General features: G+C 70.1%; 16 protein-coding genes and 1 pseudogene. 7 read left to right on the top strand and 10 right to left on the bottom strand.

Translation table 11 applies throughout. The features are described 5' to 3' along the window. Nucleotide 1 precedes the first annotated feature (1 nt). The 4 genes from ACFYWI_RS18895 to argC are packed head-to-tail and all read right to left on the bottom strand — an operon-like array spanning nucleotide 2 to nucleotide 4,276. Complete coding sequence (locus ACFYWI_RS18895) at nucleotides 2–1,201, bottom strand: acetylornithine transaminase (protein WP_389233168.1); 1,200 nt, start codon at nucleotides 1,199–1,201, stop codon at nucleotides 2–4. Beyond that, complete coding sequence (argB, locus tag ACFYWI_RS18900) at nucleotides 1,198–2,103, bottom strand: acetylglutamate kinase (protein WP_389233171.1); 906 nt, start codon at nucleotides 2,101–2,103, stop codon at nucleotides 1,198–1,200. Before argB ends, ACFYWI_RS18895 begins: the two co-directional genes overlap by 4 nt. Further along, nucleotides 2,100–3,251 (bottom strand): bifunctional glutamate N-acetyltransferase/amino-acid acetyltransferase ArgJ, encoded by a 1,152-nt coding sequence (gene argJ / locus ACFYWI_RS18905; RefSeq protein WP_389233174.1) that lies wholly within the window; start codon nucleotides 3,249–3,251, stop codon nucleotides 2,100–2,102. The genes argB and argJ overlap by 4 nt, the downstream gene beginning before the upstream one ends. After that, on the bottom strand, nucleotides 3,248–4,276 hold the full coding sequence (gene argC / locus ACFYWI_RS18910) for an N-acetyl-gamma-glutamyl-phosphate reductase (protein WP_389233177.1): 1,029 nt from the start codon (nucleotides 4,274–4,276) through the stop codon (nucleotides 3,248–3,250). Before argC ends, argJ begins: the two co-directional genes overlap by 4 nt. Before the next feature lie 406 nt (nucleotides 4,277–4,682). Between argC and ACFYWI_RS18915 the strand changes: the two genes are divergently transcribed. Continuing rightward, on the top strand, nucleotides 4,683–5,480 hold the full coding sequence (locus ACFYWI_RS18915) for a hypothetical protein (RefSeq protein ID WP_389233180.1): 798 nt from the start codon (nucleotides 4,683–4,685) through the stop codon (nucleotides 5,478–5,480). A 202-nt stretch (nucleotides 5,481–5,682) separates the two neighbouring features. Here ACFYWI_RS18915 and ACFYWI_RS18920 read toward each other — a convergent pair whose 3' ends face one another. Then, nucleotides 5,683–5,805 carry a hypothetical protein gene (locus tag ACFYWI_RS18920; RefSeq protein ID WP_389233183.1) on the bottom strand — a complete coding sequence of 41 codons (123 nt, stop codon included), beginning with the start codon at nucleotides 5,803–5,805 and terminating at the stop codon, nucleotides 5,683–5,685. Nucleotides 5,806–6,190: 385 nt separating this feature from the next. On the opposite strand from ACFYWI_RS18920, the pseudogene rox reads away from it, so the two are divergent. Further along, nucleotides 6,191–7,617 (top strand): annotated as a pseudogene (gene rox / locus ACFYWI_RS18925) (rifampin monooxygenase). 437 nt (nucleotides 7,618–8,054) lie between these two features. Then, the gene (locus ACFYWI_RS18930; RefSeq protein ID WP_389233186.1) at nucleotides 8,055–8,780 is read left to right on the top strand and encodes a DUF899 domain-containing protein; all 726 of its coding nucleotides are present in this window, start codon (nucleotides 8,055–8,057) and stop codon (nucleotides 8,778–8,780) included. 64 nt (nucleotides 8,781–8,844) lie between these two features. On the opposite strand, the gene ACFYWI_RS18935 is transcribed toward ACFYWI_RS18930, so the two are convergent. The 5 genes from ACFYWI_RS18935 to ACFYWI_RS18955 all read right to left on the bottom strand — a co-directional run bounded on the left by ACFYWI_RS18935 (nucleotide 8,845) and on the right by ACFYWI_RS18955 (nucleotide 13,920). Continuing rightward, a complete protein-coding gene (locus ACFYWI_RS18935) occupies nucleotides 8,845–11,241 on the bottom strand; it encodes an ATP-binding cassette domain-containing protein (protein WP_389233189.1) in 2,397 nt (798 codons plus the stop codon). Between the two features lie 464 nt (nucleotides 11,242–11,705). Next, nucleotides 11,706–12,122, bottom strand: coding sequence for a VOC family protein (locus ACFYWI_RS18940; RefSeq protein ID WP_389233192.1), 417 nt, complete (start codon nucleotides 12,120–12,122; stop codon nucleotides 11,706–11,708). A 10-nt stretch (nucleotides 12,123–12,132) separates the two neighbouring features. After that, nucleotides 12,133–12,552: a helix-turn-helix domain-containing protein gene (locus ACFYWI_RS18945; protein WP_389233195.1), complete on the bottom strand. Its 420-nt coding sequence runs from the start codon at nucleotides 12,550–12,552 to the stop codon at nucleotides 12,133–12,135. A gap of 262 nt (nucleotides 12,553–12,814) precedes the next feature. Then, a complete protein-coding gene (locus ACFYWI_RS18950) occupies nucleotides 12,815–13,339 on the bottom strand; it encodes a DUF3592 domain-containing protein (protein WP_389233198.1) in 525 nt (174 codons plus the stop codon). 185 nt (nucleotides 13,340–13,524) lie between these two features. After that, a complete protein-coding gene (locus ACFYWI_RS18955) occupies nucleotides 13,525–13,920 on the bottom strand; it encodes a DUF5997 family protein (RefSeq protein WP_389233201.1) in 396 nt (131 codons plus the stop codon). A 58-nt stretch (nucleotides 13,921–13,978) separates the two neighbouring features. Here ACFYWI_RS18955 and ACFYWI_RS18960 point away from each other — a divergent pair, with 58 nt between their 5' ends. The 4 genes from ACFYWI_RS18960 to ACFYWI_RS18975 all read left to right on the top strand — a co-directional run bounded on the left by ACFYWI_RS18960 (nucleotide 13,979) and on the right by ACFYWI_RS18975 (nucleotide 17,136). Further along, nucleotides 13,979–14,740, top strand: a complete 762-nt coding sequence (locus ACFYWI_RS18960) for a LysR family substrate-binding domain-containing protein (RefSeq protein ID WP_389233204.1) — start codon at nucleotides 13,979–13,981, stop codon at nucleotides 14,738–14,740. A 332-nt stretch (nucleotides 14,741–15,072) separates the two neighbouring features. Then, nucleotides 15,073–15,429, top strand: a complete 357-nt coding sequence (locus tag ACFYWI_RS18965) for a YciI family protein (RefSeq protein ID WP_389233207.1) — start codon at nucleotides 15,073–15,075, stop codon at nucleotides 15,427–15,429. After that, nucleotides 15,426–16,667 (top strand): RNA polymerase sigma factor, encoded by a 1,242-nt coding sequence (locus tag ACFYWI_RS18970; RefSeq protein ID WP_389233210.1) that lies wholly within the window; start codon nucleotides 15,426–15,428, stop codon nucleotides 16,665–16,667. Before ACFYWI_RS18965 ends, ACFYWI_RS18970 begins: the two co-directional genes overlap by 4 nt. 61 nt (nucleotides 16,668–16,728) lie before the next feature. After that, nucleotides 16,729–17,136, top strand: a complete 408-nt coding sequence (locus tag ACFYWI_RS18975) for a PPOX class F420-dependent oxidoreductase (RefSeq protein WP_389233213.1) — start codon at nucleotides 16,729–16,731, stop codon at nucleotides 17,134–17,136. Nucleotides 17,137–17,147: the final 11 nt, after the last annotated feature.

The raw sequence follows: 17,147 nt of genomic DNA on the forward strand, positions 1-17,147 counted from the left end.
CTCATTCCCCGGGTCGTCCTTCGCCGTCGCTCGCGTCCAGGATGCCGGGAACTGCCTGAAGGAACGCGTCCACTTCCGCGTCACCGATGGTCAGCGCGGGCATGAGCCGCACGACGTCGGGCGCGGGAGCGTTCACCAGGAAGCCTGCATCCTGGGCCGCCTGCTGCACCAGGGGTGCCAGCGGCCCGGTGAGCACGATACCCAGCAGCAGGCCGCTGCCACGGACGTGGGAGACCAATGGGTGTCCCAGACCCTCGATCCCGTCCCGCAGTCGCTCGCCGAGCCGCTTGACCTCATCGAGGATTCCGTCGGTGGCGAGCGTGTCGATGACGGCGAGTCCGGCGGCGCACGCGACGGGGTTGCCGCCGAACGTGGTGCCGTGCTGACCGGGCTTCAGCAGCTCGGCCGCCTCGCCGAAGACCACGGTCGCGCCGATCGGCAGGCCGCCGCCAAGTCCCTTGGCGAGCGTGACGACATCGGGCTCGACGCCCTGGTGGGCCTGGTGCTCGAACCAGTGGCCGCAGCGCCCGATGCCGGTCTGCACCTCGTCGAGGACGAGCAGGGTGCCGCTCGCCCGGGTGATTTCCCGGGCGGCCTCCAGATACCCCTTGGGCGGGACGACCACGCCGTTCTCGCCCTGGATCGGTTCGATGATCACGAGCGCGGTCTCTTCGGTGACCGCGGCCCGCAGCGCCTCGGCGTCGCCGTACGGGACGTGCGTGACCTCCGGCGGCAGCGGCAGGAACGGCTGCCGCTTGGCGGGCTGACCGGTCAGCGCGAGTGCGCCCATCGTGCGGCCGTGGAACCCGCCGCTGGTGGCGACCATGTGCGTACGGCCCGTCAGTCGGCCGATCTTGAAGGCGGCTTCGTTCGCCTCGGCGCCGGAGTTGGCGAAGTAGACGCGGCCGGGGCGGCCGAAGAGCTGGATCAGCCGCTCGGCGAGCGCGACGGGCGGCTCGGCGACGTACAGGTTGGAGACATGGCCGAGGGAGGCGATCTGACGGGAGACGGCCTCGACGACGGCGGGGTGGGCGTGGCCGAGGGCGTTCACGGCGATGCCGCCGACGAAGTCGGTGTACTCGGTGCCGTCCGCGTCCCAGACCCTGGCGCCCTCGCCGCGGACCAGGGACAGCTTCGGCGTGCCGTAGTTGTCGGTCATCACGCCGTGCCAGCGCTGCGTGAGTTCCCGGTTGCTGCTCATGGTTCCCCCTGTCCGTCGGGCACGACCATCGTGCCGATGCCCTCGTCGGTGAAGATCTCCAGCAGGATCGAGTGCTGGACCCTGCCGTCGATGACGCGCGCGGTGTTGACCCCGTTGCGTACGGCGAACAGGCAGCCCTCCATCTTGGGGACCATGCCGCTGGAAAGGTCGGGCAGCAGCTTCTCCAGCTGCGTCGCGGTGAGCCGGCTGATCACTTCGTCGCTGTGGGGCCAGTCCTCGTACAGACCCTCGACATCGGTCAGGACCATCAGTGTCTCCGCGCCCAGCGCCGCAGCGAGTGCCGCAGCCGCCGTATCAGCATTGACGTTGTAGACATGTCCGTCGTCCTGTGAGCGCGCGATGGAGGAGATGACCGGGATACGGCCGTCCGCGAGCAGCGCCTCGATGGCGCCCGTGTCGATCTCCGTGATCTCGCCGACCCGGCCGATGTCGACCAGCTCGCCGTCGATCTGCGGCTGGTGCTTGGTGGCGGTGATGGTGTGGGCGTCCTCGCCGGTCATGCCGACGGCGAGCGGACCGTGCTGGTTGAGCAGCCCGACGAGCTCGCGCTGGACCTGGCCGGCCAGCACCATCCGTACGACGTCCATGGCTTCCGGCGTGGTGACCCGCAGGCCCGCCTTGAACTCGCTGACCAGGCCGTGCCGGTCGAGCTGTGCGCTGATCTGCGGACCGCCGCCGTGCACCACGACCGGCTTGATGCCGGCGTGGCGCAGGAAGACGACATCCTGCGCGAACGCGGCCTTCAGCTCCTCGTCGATCATGGCGTTTCCGCCGAACTTGATGACGACGGTCTTGCCGTTGTGGCGGGTCAGCCAGGGCAGCGCCTCGATGAGGATCTGGGCCTTGGGCAGGGCGGTGTGCTTCCGCGTCGTGTGCGTCATGAGCTGTACGCGCTGTTCTCGTGGACGTACTCCGCGGTGAGGTCGTTGGCCCAGATCACGGCGGATTCGGAACCCGCGGCGAGGTCGGCGGTGATCTTCACCTCGCGGTAGCGCATGTCGACCAGCTCGCGGTCCTCGCCGACGCTGCCGTTCTTGCAGACCCAGACGCCGTTGATGGCGACATTGAGCCGGTCGGGCTCGAAGGCGGCCTTGGTGGTACCGATCGCGGAGAGCACCCGCCCCCAGTTGGGGTCCTCGCCGTGGATGGCGCACTTGAGGAGGTTGTTACGGGCGATGGAGCGGCCCACCTCGACGGCGTCGTCCTCGCTCGCAGCGTTGATCACCTCGATACGGATGTCCTTGGAGGCGCCCTCGGCATCGCCGATCAGCTGCCGGGCGAGGTCGTCGCACACGGTCCGTACGGCCTCGGCGAACTCCTCGTGGGGCGGCGTGATCCCGCTCGCGCCGGAGGCGAGCAGCAGCACGGTGTCATTGGTGGACATGCAGCCGTCGGAGTCGACCCGGTCGAACGTCTGCCGAGTGGCGTCGCGCAGCGCCTTGTCAAGGGTGGCCGGCTCGAGGTCGGCGTCGGTGGTGAGGACCACGAGCATGGTGGCGAGGCCGGGGGCCAGCATGCCCGCGCCCTTGGCCATCCCGCCGACCGTCCAGCCCTCGCCTGCGGCGACAGCGGTCTTGTGCACGGTGTCGGTGGTCTTGATGGCGATGGCCGCCTTCTCGCCGCCGTGCTCGCTCAGCTGGGCGGCCGCCTGCTCGATGCCGGGCAGCAGCTTGGCCATGGGGAGCAGGATGCCGATCAGGCCGGTGGAGGCGACGGCGACCTCGCCCGCGCTGTGCCCCAGCACGTCCGCGACCTTCTCGGCTGTGGCGTGCGTGTCCTGGAAGCCCTCGGGGCCCGTACAGGCGTTGGCTCCACCGGAGTTGAGGACGACGGCGGTGACCTCACCGCCCTTGAGCACCTGCTCCGACCACAGGACCGGGGCGGCCTTGACGCGGTTGGAGGTGAACACGCCCGCGGCGGCGCGGCGCGGACCCTGATTGACCACGAGGGCCAGGTCCGGGTTGCCGTTCTCCTTGATTCCGGCCGCGATGCCCGCGGCCGTGAATCCCTTCGCTGCGGTCACGCTCACGGCGCAACTCCAATCGTGGAAAGACCCGTGCTCTCGGCGAATCCGAGTGCGATGTTCATGCTCTGCACCGCACCGCCGGCGGTGCCCTTGGTGAGGTTGTCGATGGCGCTGATCGCGATGATGCGGCCGGCGGCCTCGTCGTACGCGACCTGGATCTGGACGGCGTTCGATCCGTACACGGACGCGGTCGAGGGCCACTGCCCCTCGGGGAGAAGGCGGACGAACGGTTCTTCCGCGTACGCCTTCTCGTAGACGGCCCGCACGTCCTGTGCCGTCGTGCCCGGCTTCGCCTTGGCGGAGCAGGTGGCGAGGATGCCACGGGCCATCGGCGCGAGGGTCGGCGTGAAGGAGACGCCGACCCGCTCCCCCGCCACCGCGCTGAGGTTCTGGATCATCTCGGGGGTGTGGCGGTGACCGCCACCGACGCCGTACGGGGTCATGGACCCCATCACCTCGGAGCCGAGCAGATGCGGCTTGGGCGTCTTGCCCGCGCCGGAGGTGCCGGACGCCGCGGTGATCACGGCCTCGGGCTCGGCGAGAGAGGCCAGAAAGGCGGGGAACAGCGCGAGCGAGACGGCGGTGGGGAAGCAGCCGGGCACCGCGATGCGCTTGACGCCCTCCAGGGCAGCCCGGGCACCCGGAAGTTCGGGCAGACCGTAGGGCCAGGTCCCGGCGTGCGGGGACCCGTAGAACGCCTCCCAGTCGCCGGCGTCCTCGAGCCGGAAGTCGGCGCCCATGTCCACGACGAGTACCTCGGCGCCGAGCTGGTCGGCGACCGCGGCGGACTGGCCGTGCGGGAGCGCGAGGAAGACGACGTCGTGCCCGGCGAGCACCTCGGCGGTGGTCGGCTCGAGCACCCGGTCGGCGAGCGGCAGCAGATGCCGCTGCAGGCCGCCGAGCTTCTGGCCCGCGTTGGAGTTACCGGTGAGGGCACCGATCTCGACTTCGGGGTGCGCCAGCAGCAGTCGGAGCAACTCTCCGCCTGCGTACCCACTGGCCCCCGCCACTGCTGCTCGTACCGTCATCGAAACCCTCCTGTCGATGGCATGACTATACGCACCCTCGCAGGTTTATGCAATCAGTCCGAGGCTGGCCGCCCGGTGCTTGTGGTCCGCGGGCACCGCGGCGCGTGGGCCCGCGGACGCCGGGACGTGTCCCGCACCCGGCCGCTGTTCGCGCTGCGCCAGGCTCTCCCTCGCGCTCGACAGTGCTCTGCACAAACGTGTCCGGTACCAAAATCGTCCAGGCACCTTACTCTCAGTAACAGCGCCACAGGAGTCGAGCCGGAACCGCTGCTCACAGACAAAGCCGGCGGGCCCTCCGGCGGTGTCGGCTGCTCGCTTTCCGCGGCGTCGGCGGCCGCCTCCGAAAACCGGGCGCACCAGTGGACAGTCGCAAGCCGTGTCGGACCTGCCTGCAACACTGCGGCCCATGTCTCTCGCTGAACTCGGTCTCGACCAGTGGCGGTCCTTCGAACCGCCTACTGCACGTCGCGTCGCCCAGGAGGCCGCCGACCTGATGGATGGCCGTGTGACCGTCGTCGAGACCATTGAGCACCTCGGCGCTCCCCTGCACCACGTTCGGATCGAGCGGAATGGGCAGGAATTCGCCCTGATTCCCGGCGGCCCGGTGACCCTCGGATTTGACCTCGACACCTGGCAGCCGACGCCCGAGCAGACTGCCGACTACGCCGAGAGCCTGGAACAGGGCTTCGGCTACGGCCCGGATCTGCGGGCCCACCTTGCGCTGGTGCTCAGCGCCCGCCGGAGCGCTGTCTTGGCCACGGTACTTATGGCTGTGGAGGACGAGAAGCTGACAGAGCTGCCGGCTGACATGCCGGCTGTCCTTGCGGCTCGTGGCCTGCGGATGCCGAGCTCCGACGAGTGGGAGCACGCCTGTGGAGCAGGCGCGGACACCCTGTTCCGGTGGGGAAATGACTGCCCCCTCGACCGCATCCCCTACGGGGACCGTACCGGCCCGCAGAACCAGCTGAACGCCTTCGGCCTTCGCATCGCCTACGACACCTACTGCACGGAGCTGACGAGCGACGTTACAGCGGTCCACGGCGGAGACGGTGGCGAGTCAGTGTGCGGCGGCTACGGCCACATGCTGGCGTGGCTGCCCCTGGCCACCGCCAACCGCAACCCTTCCATGGTCGAGTTCGTGTACGGCCCGGACGGCGAGGACCTCTGCGACGACTTGACCACCCGGCCTGTGCTCACACTCTGAACCTGCGGCACTGTTACTGCGCGCTTCAGTTGGCCTTTTAGCGCTCGAGTTGGCCCCGCTGAGCGCCGGGTTGGCCCGGCATGATGGCGATCATGCGCCGAGGACGCCGAAAACGAATGGGGGGTTCGTTGACGGCACCCGGACCTCGAGTGGCGTCGTCGCCGGCGTGCTCGGTGTCGTGCATGCGTTTGGCGAGCTCCGCTCAGCGCTCGTGCGGCGCGGCGACGAACTCCCTGAGAATGACCGCGCTCGCGTCGGCGTTCGAGCCGGCCTTACTGAAGAGGGTGAAGAACCTCTCGTTCCGCGGCTGCATCCGCAGGCCCATGGGAGGTCCTCCTGGACCGCCGGCATCGCCGTACGCGGCGCGTCACCGCTGCGGGAGGAGTTAGTCCGTCCAGAGCGGACGAGAAATGGCAAAGGCAAGGAGTTTGCCCACTCCTTGCCACTCTCAACATATAGCGCACCGGGGGGCTTGCGGCAAGGCCCGGGGCGTGCCGCAGAATGGCCGACCGAAGCAAGAACCTGAGGAAATGACAGATTCGCGCAGTGCATGTGTTTTTGTCAGCTTATGGGTTGCGCGCGGGAACGTCGAACCGCCGGTGGAACTCGCGGTGCGGTGACGGGGACTCGGCGCGCGGGTGCGGGTGTGCGCGCCGCCGGACTGCGCGGAGCAGCTGGTCGAAATCCAATCTCGTTGAATGGGCGTTCTGATGACTGACGTGATCGTGGTCGGCGGCGGACCGACCGGCTTGATGCTGGCGGGCGAGTTGCGGCTGCACGGCGTGCACACGCTCGTGCTGGAGAAGTTGACCGAGCCGACCGGGGAGTCCCGCGGGCGCGGCCTGCACACGCGCAGCGTCGAGGTCATGGACCAGCGCGGTCTGCTGGACCGGTTCCTCGCGGTCAGTGAGAAGTTCCAGGTCGGCGGTTTCTTCGGCGGCATCGTCAAGCCGTGGCCGGACCGGCTGGACACGGCGCACCCGTACGGCCTGTCCACCCTGCAGCGGTCACGGAGCGGCTGCTCAACGAGCGTGCGCTCGAACTCGGTGCCGAGATCCGGCGCGGCTGCGAAGTGGTCGGGCTGAGCCAGGACGAGGACGGGGTGACCGTCGAGCTGGCGGACGGCACGCACCTGCGCTCGCGCTACCTCGTCGGGTGCGACGGCGGCCGCAGTGTGGTGCGCAAGCTGATCGGCGTCGGCTTCCCCGGCGAGCCCGCCACGGTCGAGACGCTGCTGGGCGACATGGAGATGACCGAGGATCCGGCGAGGGTTGCCGCCATCGTCGAGGAAGTCCGCAAGACCCAACTGCGGTTCGGCACCATCCCCAACGGGGACGGGACGTACCGCGTCGTCGTGCCCGCCGACGGCGTGGCCGAGGACCGCGCGACCGCGCCGACCCTCGAGGAGTTCAAGCAGCAGCTGCGGGCGATCGCGGGCACCGACTTCGGCGTGCACTCGCCGCGCTGGCTGTCCCGGTTCGGCGACGCCACCCGGCAGGCCGAACGCTACCGGGTCGGCCGGGTGCTGCTGGCCGGCGACGCGGCGCACATCCACCCGCCGACCGGCGGGCAAGGGCTCAACCTCGGCGTGCAGGACGCGTTCAACCTCGGCTGGAAGCTGGCCGCCGCGGTCAACGGCTGGGCGCCGGAGGGGCTGCTGGACAGCTACCACGCCGAACGGCACCCGGTGGGTGCCCGCGTGCTGGACAACACCCGCGCGCAGATCACTCTGCTGGGGACCGATCCGGGTGCGACCGCGCTGCGGGAGCTGTTCTCGAAGCTGATGGACTTCGAGGAGGTGAACCGGTACGTGACCGGGATCATCACCGCGGTCGGGGTCCGCTACGACTTCGGCGAGGGCCACGAACTGCTCGGCCGGCGGATGCGGGACGTGAAGCTGAAGCAGGGTCGCCTCTACGAGCTGATGCACGGCGGCCGCGGACTACTGCTCGACCAGACCGGCCGGCTTACGGTGGCAGGTTGGGCAGATCGAGTCGACCACGTCGTCGACGTCAGCGAGGAACTGGACGCGCCCGCGGCGCTGCTGCGGCCGGACGGCCACGTGGCGTGGGTCGGTGAAGATCAGCAGGATCTGCTCAGCCGGCTGCCCCAGTGGTTCGGCGCTGCCGTCAGCTGAGCGCGTCGCGGCCGCTTCGGCGGCCTAGGGCCACCACCACCGCCCGCGTTCGCGCGGTCCGGTGCCGTACCTCCCGCTGAGTGCAGCGCCACCGGGCCGGGCCAACCGGCACATGCCGGTTCCGGCTGAGCTCGACCGAGGTGCCCATGGGCCGAAGAATGCTGAGCCCTGCGGTCCCGACCTGCCGGGACTCGGGTGAGTTCTCGGCCGCCGACTCGACCGGTCAGCCACCGATGAACGGCTCAGTCACAGATGGTCAGCTCGCGCCGGTGGTGGACCAGGTTGCCGGGAAAGTGCGTCGAAGCCATGCACTCATTGGCGTCGGCGTGCGCCCGTGTCGGTGGCGTCCGACCCTGGACGCAGGGGGTCCTGAGCGGCGCGCAGCTCAGGCCCCTGGCCGACGCATGCTCGGACCGAACCGGAAGGTGAACGCCACGATGAAGACACCCCCGATCGTTTCGCTGCAAGAGTGGGAGGCAGCGCGCCAGCAGCTGCTCGTGGAAGAGAAGGAGCTGACCCGCGCCCGTGACGCACTGGCCGCCAAGCGTCGCCGGCTGCCGTGGCTGGCAGTGGAGAAGAAGTACGAGTTCGACGGACCCGAGGGTAAGGCGGGTCTGCTCGACCTGTTCGCGGGTCGTCGTCAGCTGATCGTCTACCGCGCTTTCTTCGAGCCCGGCGTATTCGGCTGGCCTGACCACGCTTGCCGCGGCTGCTCCATGGTGGCGGACCACGTGGGCCACCTTGCTCATTTGAACGCCCGCGACACCACTCTCGTCTTCGCCTCACGCGCGCCACAGCCGGACATCGAGCGTGTGAAAGCGCGAATGGGCTGGACGACGCCCTGGTACACGATCACCGACGAGTTCGACACCGACTTCGGTGTGGACGAGTGGCACGGCACGAACGCGTTCATCCGCGACGGCGACGGCGTGTTCCGCACCTACTTCATCAACGCCCGCGGTGACGAGGCGTTGGGGAGCACCTGGAGCTACCTCGACATGACGGCGCTCGGGCGGCAGGAGACATGGGAGGACTCGCCCGAAGGCTATCCCCAAGGCCCGCCGTACGAATGGTGGAACTGGCACGACGAATACGGCGACGCCGAACCGGCGCCGGAGTGGCTGCACCAAACCAGCCGAGGCCCCCGACGCCGGCCCGAATGAGCCCTGGCAGCGAGCGATCGAGCCGCGGCAGCAACTCGTCCCACGGTGTCCGCGAGGGCCTCGGTCAGGTGCCGACGTAGGCCGCGAGGTGCTCACCGGTGAGGGTGGAACGGGCGGCGACGAGGTCGGCGGGTGTGCCCTCGAAGACGACCAGGCCGCCGTCGTGGCCGGCGCCGGGGCCGAGGTCGATGATCCAGTCGGCGTGTGCCATGACCGCCTGGTGGTGCTCGATGACGATGACCGACTTGCCGGAGTCGACGAGCCCGTCGAGCAGGCCGAGCAGCTGCTCGACGTCGGCGAGGTGCAGGCCGGTGGTCGGCTCGTCGAGGACGTAGACGCCGCCCTTCTCGGCCATGTGGGTCGCCAGCTTGAGCCGCTGCCGCTCGCCGCCGGACAGCGTGGTGAGCGGCTGGCCGAGGGTGAGGTAGCCGAGCCCGACGTCGGCGAGCCGTTCGAGGATCTTGTGCGCCGCCGGTGTGCGCGCCTCACCATCGCCGAAGAACTCCTCGGCCTCGGTCACCGACATCGCGAGCACCTCGCTGATGTCGCGGCCGCCGAGGTGGTACTCCAGCACCGATGCCTGGAACCGCTTCCCCTCGCAGTCCTCGCAGGGGGTGGCGACACCGGCCATCATCGCCAGGTCGGTGTAGATGACGCCGGCGCCGTTGCAGGTGGGGCAGGCGCCCTCGGAGTTGGCGCTGAACAGTGCCGGCTTCACGCCGTTGACCTTCGCGAACGCCTTTCGGATCGGGTCGAGCAGCCCGGTGTAGGTGGCCGGGTTGCTCCGCCTGGAGCCGCGGATCGGGCTCTGGTCGACCGACACCACACCCGCGCCCGCGGGGACCGAGCCGTGCACGAGCGAGCTCTTGCCGGATCCGGCGACGCCGGTGACCACGGTCAGCACCCCGAGCGGGATGTCGACGTCGACATCGCGCAGGTTGTTCGCCGTCGCGCCGCGGATCTCCAGCGTCCCGGTGGGCGTGCGCACCGTTTCCTTGAGGGTGGCCCGGTCGTCGAGATGGCGGCCGGTGACGGTGTCGCTCGCCCGCAGCCCCTCGACGGTGCCCTCGAAGCAGACGGTGCCGCCCCCCGTACCGGCGCCCGGGCCGAGGTCCACGATGTGGTCGGCGATCGCGATCGCCTCCGGCTTGTGCTCCACGACGAGCACCGTGTTGCCCTTGTCCCGCAGCCGCAGCAACAGGTCGTTCATCCGCTGGATGTCGTGCGGGTGCAGACCGATGGTCGGCTCGTCGAAGACATAAGTGACGTCGGTGAGCGAGGAGCCGAGGTGGCGGATCATCTTGACGCGCTGCGCCTCACCGCCGGAGAGCGTGCCCGCCGGCCGGTCGAGCGAGAGGTACCCCAGGCCGATCTCCGTGAACGAGTCGAGGGTGCCCTGCAGCGCGGTGAGCAACGGCGTCACCGAGGGCTCCTTCAGTCCGCGGACCCACTCGGCCAGGTCGCGGATCTCCATCGCGCAGGCGTCGGCGATGCTGATCTTCTCGATCTTCGACGACCGCGCGCCCTCGCTGAGCCGGGTGCCCTCGCACTCGGGGCAGGTGGTGAAGGTGACCGCCCGCTCCACGAACGCCCGGATATGCGGCTGCATCGCCTCCTTGTCCTTGGACAGGAACGACTTCTGGATCTTGGGGATCAGCCCCTCGTAGGTGAGGTTGACGCCGTTGACCTTCACCTTGGTCGGCTCGCGGTAAAGGAAGTCCTGCATCTCCTTCTTGGTGTACCTGCGGATCGGCTTGTTCGGGTCGAGGAACCCCGACTCGGCGTAGATCCCCACGGTCCACACGTTGTCCGACTTCCAGCCGGGGATGGTGAACGCGCCCTCGGCGATCGACTTGGAGTCGTCGTAGAGCTGGGTGAGGTCGATGTCGGAGAGGGTGCCACGGCCTTCGCAGTTCGTGCACATGCCGCCGATGCGGTTGAAGGTCGCCTTCACGGTCTTGGTCTTGGCGGTACCGCGTTCGACGGTGATCCCGCCGCTCGCCCGGACCGAGGCGGTGTTGAAGGAGTACGCGCTGGGCGGACCGATGTGCGGCTCGCCGAGCCGGCTGAAGAGGATGCGCAGCATCGCGTTGGCGTCCGTGGCGGTGCCGACGGTGGAGCGGGGGTCGCCGCCCATCCGCTGCTGGTCGACGCTGATCGCGGTGGTCAGCCCGTCGAGGACGTCGACCTCGGGCCGCGCCAGCGTCGGCATGAAGCCCTGCACGAAGGCGCTGTAGGTCTCGTTGATCAGCCGCTGCGACTCCGCGGCGATCGTGTCGAACACCAGCGAGCTCTTGCCCGAGCCGGAGACACCGGTGAACACCGTCAGCCGGCGCTTCGGGATCTCGATGCTGACGTCCTTGAGGTTGTTCACGCGCGCGCCGTGCACGCGGATCAGATCGTGGCTGTCGGCAACGTGCGGCGCAGGCGACTGCGCGTCCGTCCTCGTGGCCATGCTCATCGTGTCTCCATCTGTGAGGCGGGGCCGCCTTCGCGGTCTCCGTCGGCGTCGCCTGGCTCGATCCGACCGGCTCCGAGCGTAACGTCTGGTTCTCCTCCGTCGGCGCGATCCCGGCAACGGGCGCTGCCCACCTGGTCGGTGGTGGCGGCCAGGACGGCGCGACCCCACGACGGCGACCGCGCGCCACCGCTGAGGGCGATCACCGGGGTCCGGGCCGTGACGGTGCCACGCGCGACCGCCTCATGGAACATGACGCGGACCAAGCGGTGTGCTTCACGCTGCCCCTGGGGTGCACCGACTCGTCCTGAGGTGCACCTCGATGCCCGGTAATGCGGGCAGCGCGATCCGGCGCAGCGGGGCCTGGGCGTTCCCCCGCCGTCCGCCCGGAGGGGCTGGATCGCCTGCGCCGCCCAGGAGCCGGAGCGCTCCACAGCCCTGGGCCGGGACCCGACCGCAGGCGGTCCTTACCGCTTGAGGGGCTGGGTGAAGCGGAGCATGTTGCCGGCCGGGTCGCGGAAGGCGCAGTCGCGGACGCCGTACGGCTGGTCGATCGGCTCCTGCAACACCTCCCCGCCGGCGGCCCGGATGCGTTCGAAGGTGGCGTCGCAGTCGTCGGTGGAGAAGATCACTCCGCGCAGCATGCCCTTGGCCAGCAGTTCCGCCATCGCCTGCCTGTCGGCCGGCGAGGCGTTGGGGTTGGCGAGCGGCGGTTCGAGGACGATCTCCACGTCCGGCTGCGCGGGTGAGCCGACGGTCACCCAGCGCATCCCCTCGAACGCGACGTCGTTGCGTACCTCCAGGCCGAGGATGTCGCGGTAGAAGGCGAGCGCCTTGTCATGGTCGTCCACTGCGATGAAGCACTGTGCGAGCTTGATGTTCATGCCGTCGACGCTACGAGGCGGCGGCGGATTTGGCTTCTCCGATCCTGACCGGTCTCGTGAGGATCTTGGCGACGCACGCCGGGATCGCGGCGCCGTCATCGTGGCGGCGGGCCCGGTAGGCGCTGGGGGTTTCGCCGACCAGCTCGCTGAAGCGCGAGCTGAACGACCCCAGCGAGGTGCATCCGACCGCGAAGCAGACCTCCGTCACGCTCATGTCGCCTCGCCGCAGCAGCGCCTTCGCGCGCTCGACACGGCGGGTCATCAGATAGCTGTAGGGCGTCTCCCCGAAGGCGGCACGGAAGCTGCGGGAGAAGTGCCCGGGCGACATGAGGGCGACGTTCGCCAGCGCCGGAACGTCCAGCGGCCGCGCGTAGTCGCGGTCCATCATGTCCCGGGCGCGGCGCAGCCGTACGAGGTCCTCCAGGGTCATGCGCACCAGCATCGCACGGCGGCGGAGGCCCGTCTGCGCGATCAGTGATCCTGCACCTCCGTCGGACCGACGGGCGGCACTAGTACGTGGCCGGGCGCCGCCGGGAACGCGTCGACCCCGAAATCCACGCGCCATTCGACCGCGGTCCGGGCAGGATGCCCCTGTGACGCGTCGCGGCGGCCGCGGCACCGCCACCATCTGGACGTACGAGTCGACGGGCGACCGGTCTGCCCCAGGGACACCGAAGGACGGAACCAGCCGGCTAGGGCTCAGTGGTCCAGTACTCGCCCGAATCGGGAGTGGTCCCGCCGTCATCGGCCGGCCCGTCCATGAACGCGCTCAGTCCGAAGCCCGTCGCGGCGAAGAAGAGCCCCACGCATGTGAAGAGCACCAGCACCCCGCCGGCAAGGTACGAGCCGACCCCCAGGCCGGGCGACGTCTCTGCCGGGACCGCCCGCTCCGGCCGCTCCGGCAGATAGCGCACGGGCACGATGTCCCCGACCACATACGACACATCCGAGGCGATCTCGGCCCGCACATCCCGCCCCTCGGATGTCCGGAACCCGAGGATCAGACGCCGCTGGCTGTGCCCGCCGCCCTCCGCAGAGCGGTGGTGCACCACGAACGTCTCCAGACACCGGGCCTCCGCCACGAGCCCCTCCCGCAACGTCCGTCTGTGCTCCGAGGCCTTGCGCACCATGAAGACGATCATCACGATCCCGAAGGCCGCAAAGAGCAGCCCGACCGAGCCGAAGACCAGCCCGAACGCCTCACCCGCAGCAAACATCCCGCATCCCCCTGATGGCCCGGAATCGCTGGCCCCTGCACGCCGGGCCGACGACGCCCGTGAAGATGCGCCGCGGGGACCAGCGGTTCCCGTTCGCCGGCAGCACACGTGGAGCCGTACCGCGCTCGCCTCGCGGTCAGAAGGGCCCCTGGTCAGGAACGATGGCGGCTCGCAGGTGAGCGGCGTCAGGAACGCGGTCGATCGCCCTCAGCCGCGTTCTTCTCCTTGATGCGCACCGCTTCCTTGCGGACCTCGGCCTGGGTGGCGCGTTCTTGCTGCAGCCACTCCGGCGGATCCGCCTTCAATGCGTCGATCTGCTCCGTGGTGAGGGCGTCCGTGACTCCACCACGCGCGAGACCTGCGATGGAGACGCCGAGCTTCGCCGCGACCACCGGCCGGGGGTGCGGGCCGTTGCGTCGCAGGTCCAGCAGCCACTGCGGCGGATCGGCCTGCAGCGCACTCAGCTCGTTGCGCGAGACGACACCCTCCTGGAACTCGGCGGGCGTGGCCTGGAGGTACACACCCAGCTTCTTGGCCGCGGTTGCGGGCTTCATGGTCTGGGTGGTCTGGTGCGACGTCATGGTGTCAAGGGTAGCGAGCGTGTGCGATACCTCCGACCACGAGCGGTAGCCTGGCGGCGTGACAGGCTCGGAAGTACCCCCTTCGTTCCGGCTCGCGTATGTCCCGGGTGTGACGCCGACCAAGTGGGTGCGGATCTGGAACGAGCGGCTGCCCGGCGTCCCACTGACCCTCGTCGCGGTGACCGCCGCCGAAGCGACAGGAGTGCTGCTCGACGGTGGCGCGGACGCGGGTTTCGTGCGGTTGCCGATCGACCGGCCGGACGACCTCAGCGCGATCCCTCTCTACACCGAGACGACGGTGGTCGTGGTCCCGAAGGATCACATCGTGGCGGCTGTCGACGAGGTGTCCGCCGAGGATCTTGCCGACGACATCGTGCTGCATCCCCTCGACGACACCCTCGAATGGGAGCGTCGGCCGGGGCAGCCCGCGAACGAGCGCCCCACCACGACGGCGGACGCCGTGGAACTGGTGGCGGCAGGAGTGGGGCTGCTCGTCGTCCCGCAGTCGCTCGCCCGCCTGCACCACCGCAAGGACCTCACGTATCGGCCGGTCTCGGACGCCCCCGAGTCGCGCATCGCGCTGTCATGGCCGCAGGAGGAGACCACCGACCTGGTGGAGCAGTTCATCGGGATCGTCCGCGGCCGGACCGTCAACAGCTCACGAGGACGCCCGACCCCGGCACAGCCGAAGCGCCAACGCCCCGATACGGGCGGCGCACGGCGGACGCCCGCAGCCGGCAAGTCGACCGGCAAGAGCCCGCGGAGCGGGACCGGCGGCCCCAAGGGCGGCAAACGCGGCAAGCCTCGCCGCAGGTCGTAGCCCCCGGTGGCGGCGCGTCCGTGAGTTCCTGGCAGCGCACCCGGCGAAGCGGAGAGGGGCATGGGCCCCGAAGCCGCGCTGCGCGGCTGTCCTGACGCAGGGCAGCACGTAGGGCCGCGTACGGGTCTTCACGATGACGCCTCACGGGCGACCGACGCACGATTGCGCCGGGCGCCCGCGCCGTCCCTGCATGATCTGGCCCCTCCGCGATGCCGGCGCTCTCCGGATTTCTGTCCTCGTCGATTTCCGGTGGCTGTCGTTCCGCTGGGAAGCCGTTCGTATGGAGAGTGAGACAGGGACGCAAGGACGCCGTCCCGCGAAGGAGGAACATCATGCAGATGTACCTGCTCAGCATCTACCAGCCGGACGGGGAACCGCCGCCACCCGATGTGCTCGATCCGATCATGCGAGACGTCGAGGCAGTGAGCACCGAGCTCCGGGAAGCCGGCGCCTGGGTGTTCGCCGGAGGCCTGCACGCGCCGGACACGGCCACCGTGCTGAAGCTGAAGGACGACGAGGTGCTGATGACGGACGGCCCCTACGTCGAGGGCAAGGAGCACCTCGGGGGCTTCACCGTCATCCGGGCGCCCGATCTCGACGCAGCGCTCGAGTGGGGCCGGAAGCTGGCGCGGGCGATCACCCTCCCGATCGAGGTGAGGCCGCTGCAGCAGCACGGAAGCAGCGGATGACATCCGATGTGCCCGCGGTCTCCGCAGCGGCGATGGAGCGCGTCTTCCGTGAGGAGTACGGCCGCGCGGTGGCCGTGCTGGTCCGTGTCTTCGGTGACATCGACATCGCCGAGGAGGCGGTGCAGGACGCCTTCACCCGGGCGCTCGAGCGGTGGCCCTCGACCGGACTGCCGCCGAGCCCAGCGGGGTGGATCATCACCACCGGGCGCAACCGGGCGATCGACCGCCTGCGCAGGGAGGCGTCCCGGGCGGACCGCCACGCGCAGGCCGCCCTGCTGCACGCGCGCGACGATGCGGCAGAGGAGGGACCGGTGCGCGACGACCGGCTGCGTCTGATCTTCACGTGCTGTCACCCGGCGCTCGCCCCGGCCGCTCGCGTCGCCCTGACGTTGCGGCTCCTCGGCGGGCTCACCACCGCGGAGATCGCCCGGGCGTTCCTGGTGACCGAGCCGGCCATGGCACAGCGTCTGGTCCGCGCCAAGGGCAAGATCCGGGATGCGCGGATCCCCTACCGGGTGCCCGGTGAGGCCGAACTGCCCGACCGGCTGCCCGCAGTGCTCGCCGTGATCTATCTGATCTTCAACGAGGGGTACGCGGCGGGCTCGGGCGACCGGCTGGTGCGCGAGGAGCTGTGCGCCGAGGCGCTGCGGCTCGGACGGCTGCTGGCCCGCCTCATGCCGGACGAGCCCGAGGTGACCGGGCTGCTCGCGCTGATGCTGCTCACCGAGTCCCGCCGCGCGGCCCGTACGGGTCCGGACGGCGAAGCGGTGCTGCTGGCCGACCAGGACCGGGGCCGGTGGGATGCCGGCCTGATCGGCGAGGGGCAGGCGCTGGTGCGGCGGTGCCTGCGGCGAGGGCGGCCGGGGCCGTATCAGATCCAGGCGGCGATCAGCGCCGTGCACAGCGATGCCGCGAGCGTGGCGGAGACGGACTGGGGGCAGATCCTGCGGCTGTACGACCAGTTGACGGCGATCGCACCCAGCCCGGTCGTGGCGCTCAACCGCGCGGTGGCGGTGGCGGAGGTCGAGGGCCCGGCCGCCGCGCTCGAGCTGGTCGACGGTCTCGGCCCGGGGCTCGAAGGCTTCCATGTCTTCCATGCGGTCCGCGCCGATCTGCTGGTCCGCCTGGGTCGCGGCGCGGAGGCGGTGGCGGAGTACGACGCGGCGATCGGACGCGCGGGCAACGCGGCGGAGGTCGCCTTTCTGCGCGGCAGGCGGGACGGCCTCCTGGATCCGTAGCCCGCGGGAGCCGTCCGGAGCGCCAACAGCCATGTGGTGAAGGGGGGTTAGGCTGTCGGGCATGTCTGTCTCCCTCAGTGCGGGCGCCCGTCGCCTGCTCGATGCGCCCCACCCCGCGGTGCCGGCCACCGTCCTCCCCGACGGCAGCCCCCAGACCTCCGTGGTCCGGGTCACCAGGGACGGCGACGACCTGGTCGTGTCGTCCGAGGCGGGCCGGCGCAAGGACCGGAACATCGCGGCCGACCCGCGGGTGAGCGTGACCGTGTACGACCGTGACGACCCGCTGCGGTACGTGGAGATCCGCGGGATCGCGTCCGTCACCGAGGACACGAAACGCACGCTCGCGGCTCAGCTGGCGGAGCAGTACGAGGGCCCCGGTGCGGGCGAGGAGTACCTGGAGCTGCCGCCGGAGGTCGTACGGATCGTCATCCGCATCACGCCCGAGCGGGTGGTGGGGACGGCCGCGTGAGGTCGCACGGC

It is taken from the genome of Streptomyces sp. NPDC002889 (genome assembly GCF_042888425.1).
GTDB lineage: Bacteria > Actinomycetota > Actinomycetes > Streptomycetales > Streptomycetaceae > Streptomyces.

Coding starts and splice junctions, on each gene's coding strand:
- ACFYWI_RS18970 (WP_389233210.1), top strand. CDS start 15,426: ATGACATCCGATGTGCCCGCGGTCTCCGCAGCGGCGATGGAGCGCGTC.
- ACFYWI_RS18895 (WP_389233168.1), bottom strand. CDS start 1,201: ATGAGCAGCAACCGGGAACTCACGCAGCGCTGGCACGGCGTGATGACC.
- ACFYWI_RS18955 (WP_389233201.1), bottom strand. CDS start 13,920: ATGACGTCGCACCAGACCACCCAGACCATGAAGCCCGCAACCGCGGCC.
- ACFYWI_RS18945 (WP_389233195.1), bottom strand. CDS start 12,552: ATGACCCTGGAGGACCTCGTACGGCTGCGCCGCGCCCGGGACATGATG.
- ACFYWI_RS18950 (WP_389233198.1), bottom strand. CDS start 13,339: ATGTTTGCTGCGGGTGAGGCGTTCGGGCTGGTCTTCGGCTCGGTCGGG.
- argC (WP_389233177.1), bottom strand. CDS start 4,276: ATGACGGTACGAGCAGCAGTGGCGGGGGCCAGTGGGTACGCAGGCGGA.
- argB (WP_389233171.1), bottom strand. CDS start 2,103: ATGACGCACACGACGCGGAAGCACACCGCCCTGCCCAAGGCCCAGATC.
- ACFYWI_RS18965 (WP_389233207.1), top strand. CDS start 15,073: ATGCAGATGTACCTGCTCAGCATCTACCAGCCGGACGGGGAACCGCCG.
- ACFYWI_RS18930 (WP_389233186.1), top strand. CDS start 8,055: ATGAAGACACCCCCGATCGTTTCGCTGCAAGAGTGGGAGGCAGCGCGC.
- ACFYWI_RS18975 (WP_389233213.1), top strand. CDS start 16,729: ATGTCTGTCTCCCTCAGTGCGGGCGCCCGTCGCCTGCTCGATGCGCCC.
- ACFYWI_RS18915 (WP_389233180.1), top strand. CDS start 4,683: ATGTCTCTCGCTGAACTCGGTCTCGACCAGTGGCGGTCCTTCGAACCG.
- ACFYWI_RS18940 (WP_389233192.1), bottom strand. CDS start 12,122: ATGAACATCAAGCTCGCACAGTGCTTCATCGCAGTGGACGACCATGAC.
- ACFYWI_RS18935 (WP_389233189.1), bottom strand. CDS start 11,241: ATGAGCATGGCCACGAGGACGGACGCGCAGTCGCCTGCGCCGCACGTT.
- ACFYWI_RS18920 (WP_389233183.1), bottom strand. CDS start 5,805: ATGGGCCTGCGGATGCAGCCGCGGAACGAGAGGTTCTTCACCCTCTTC.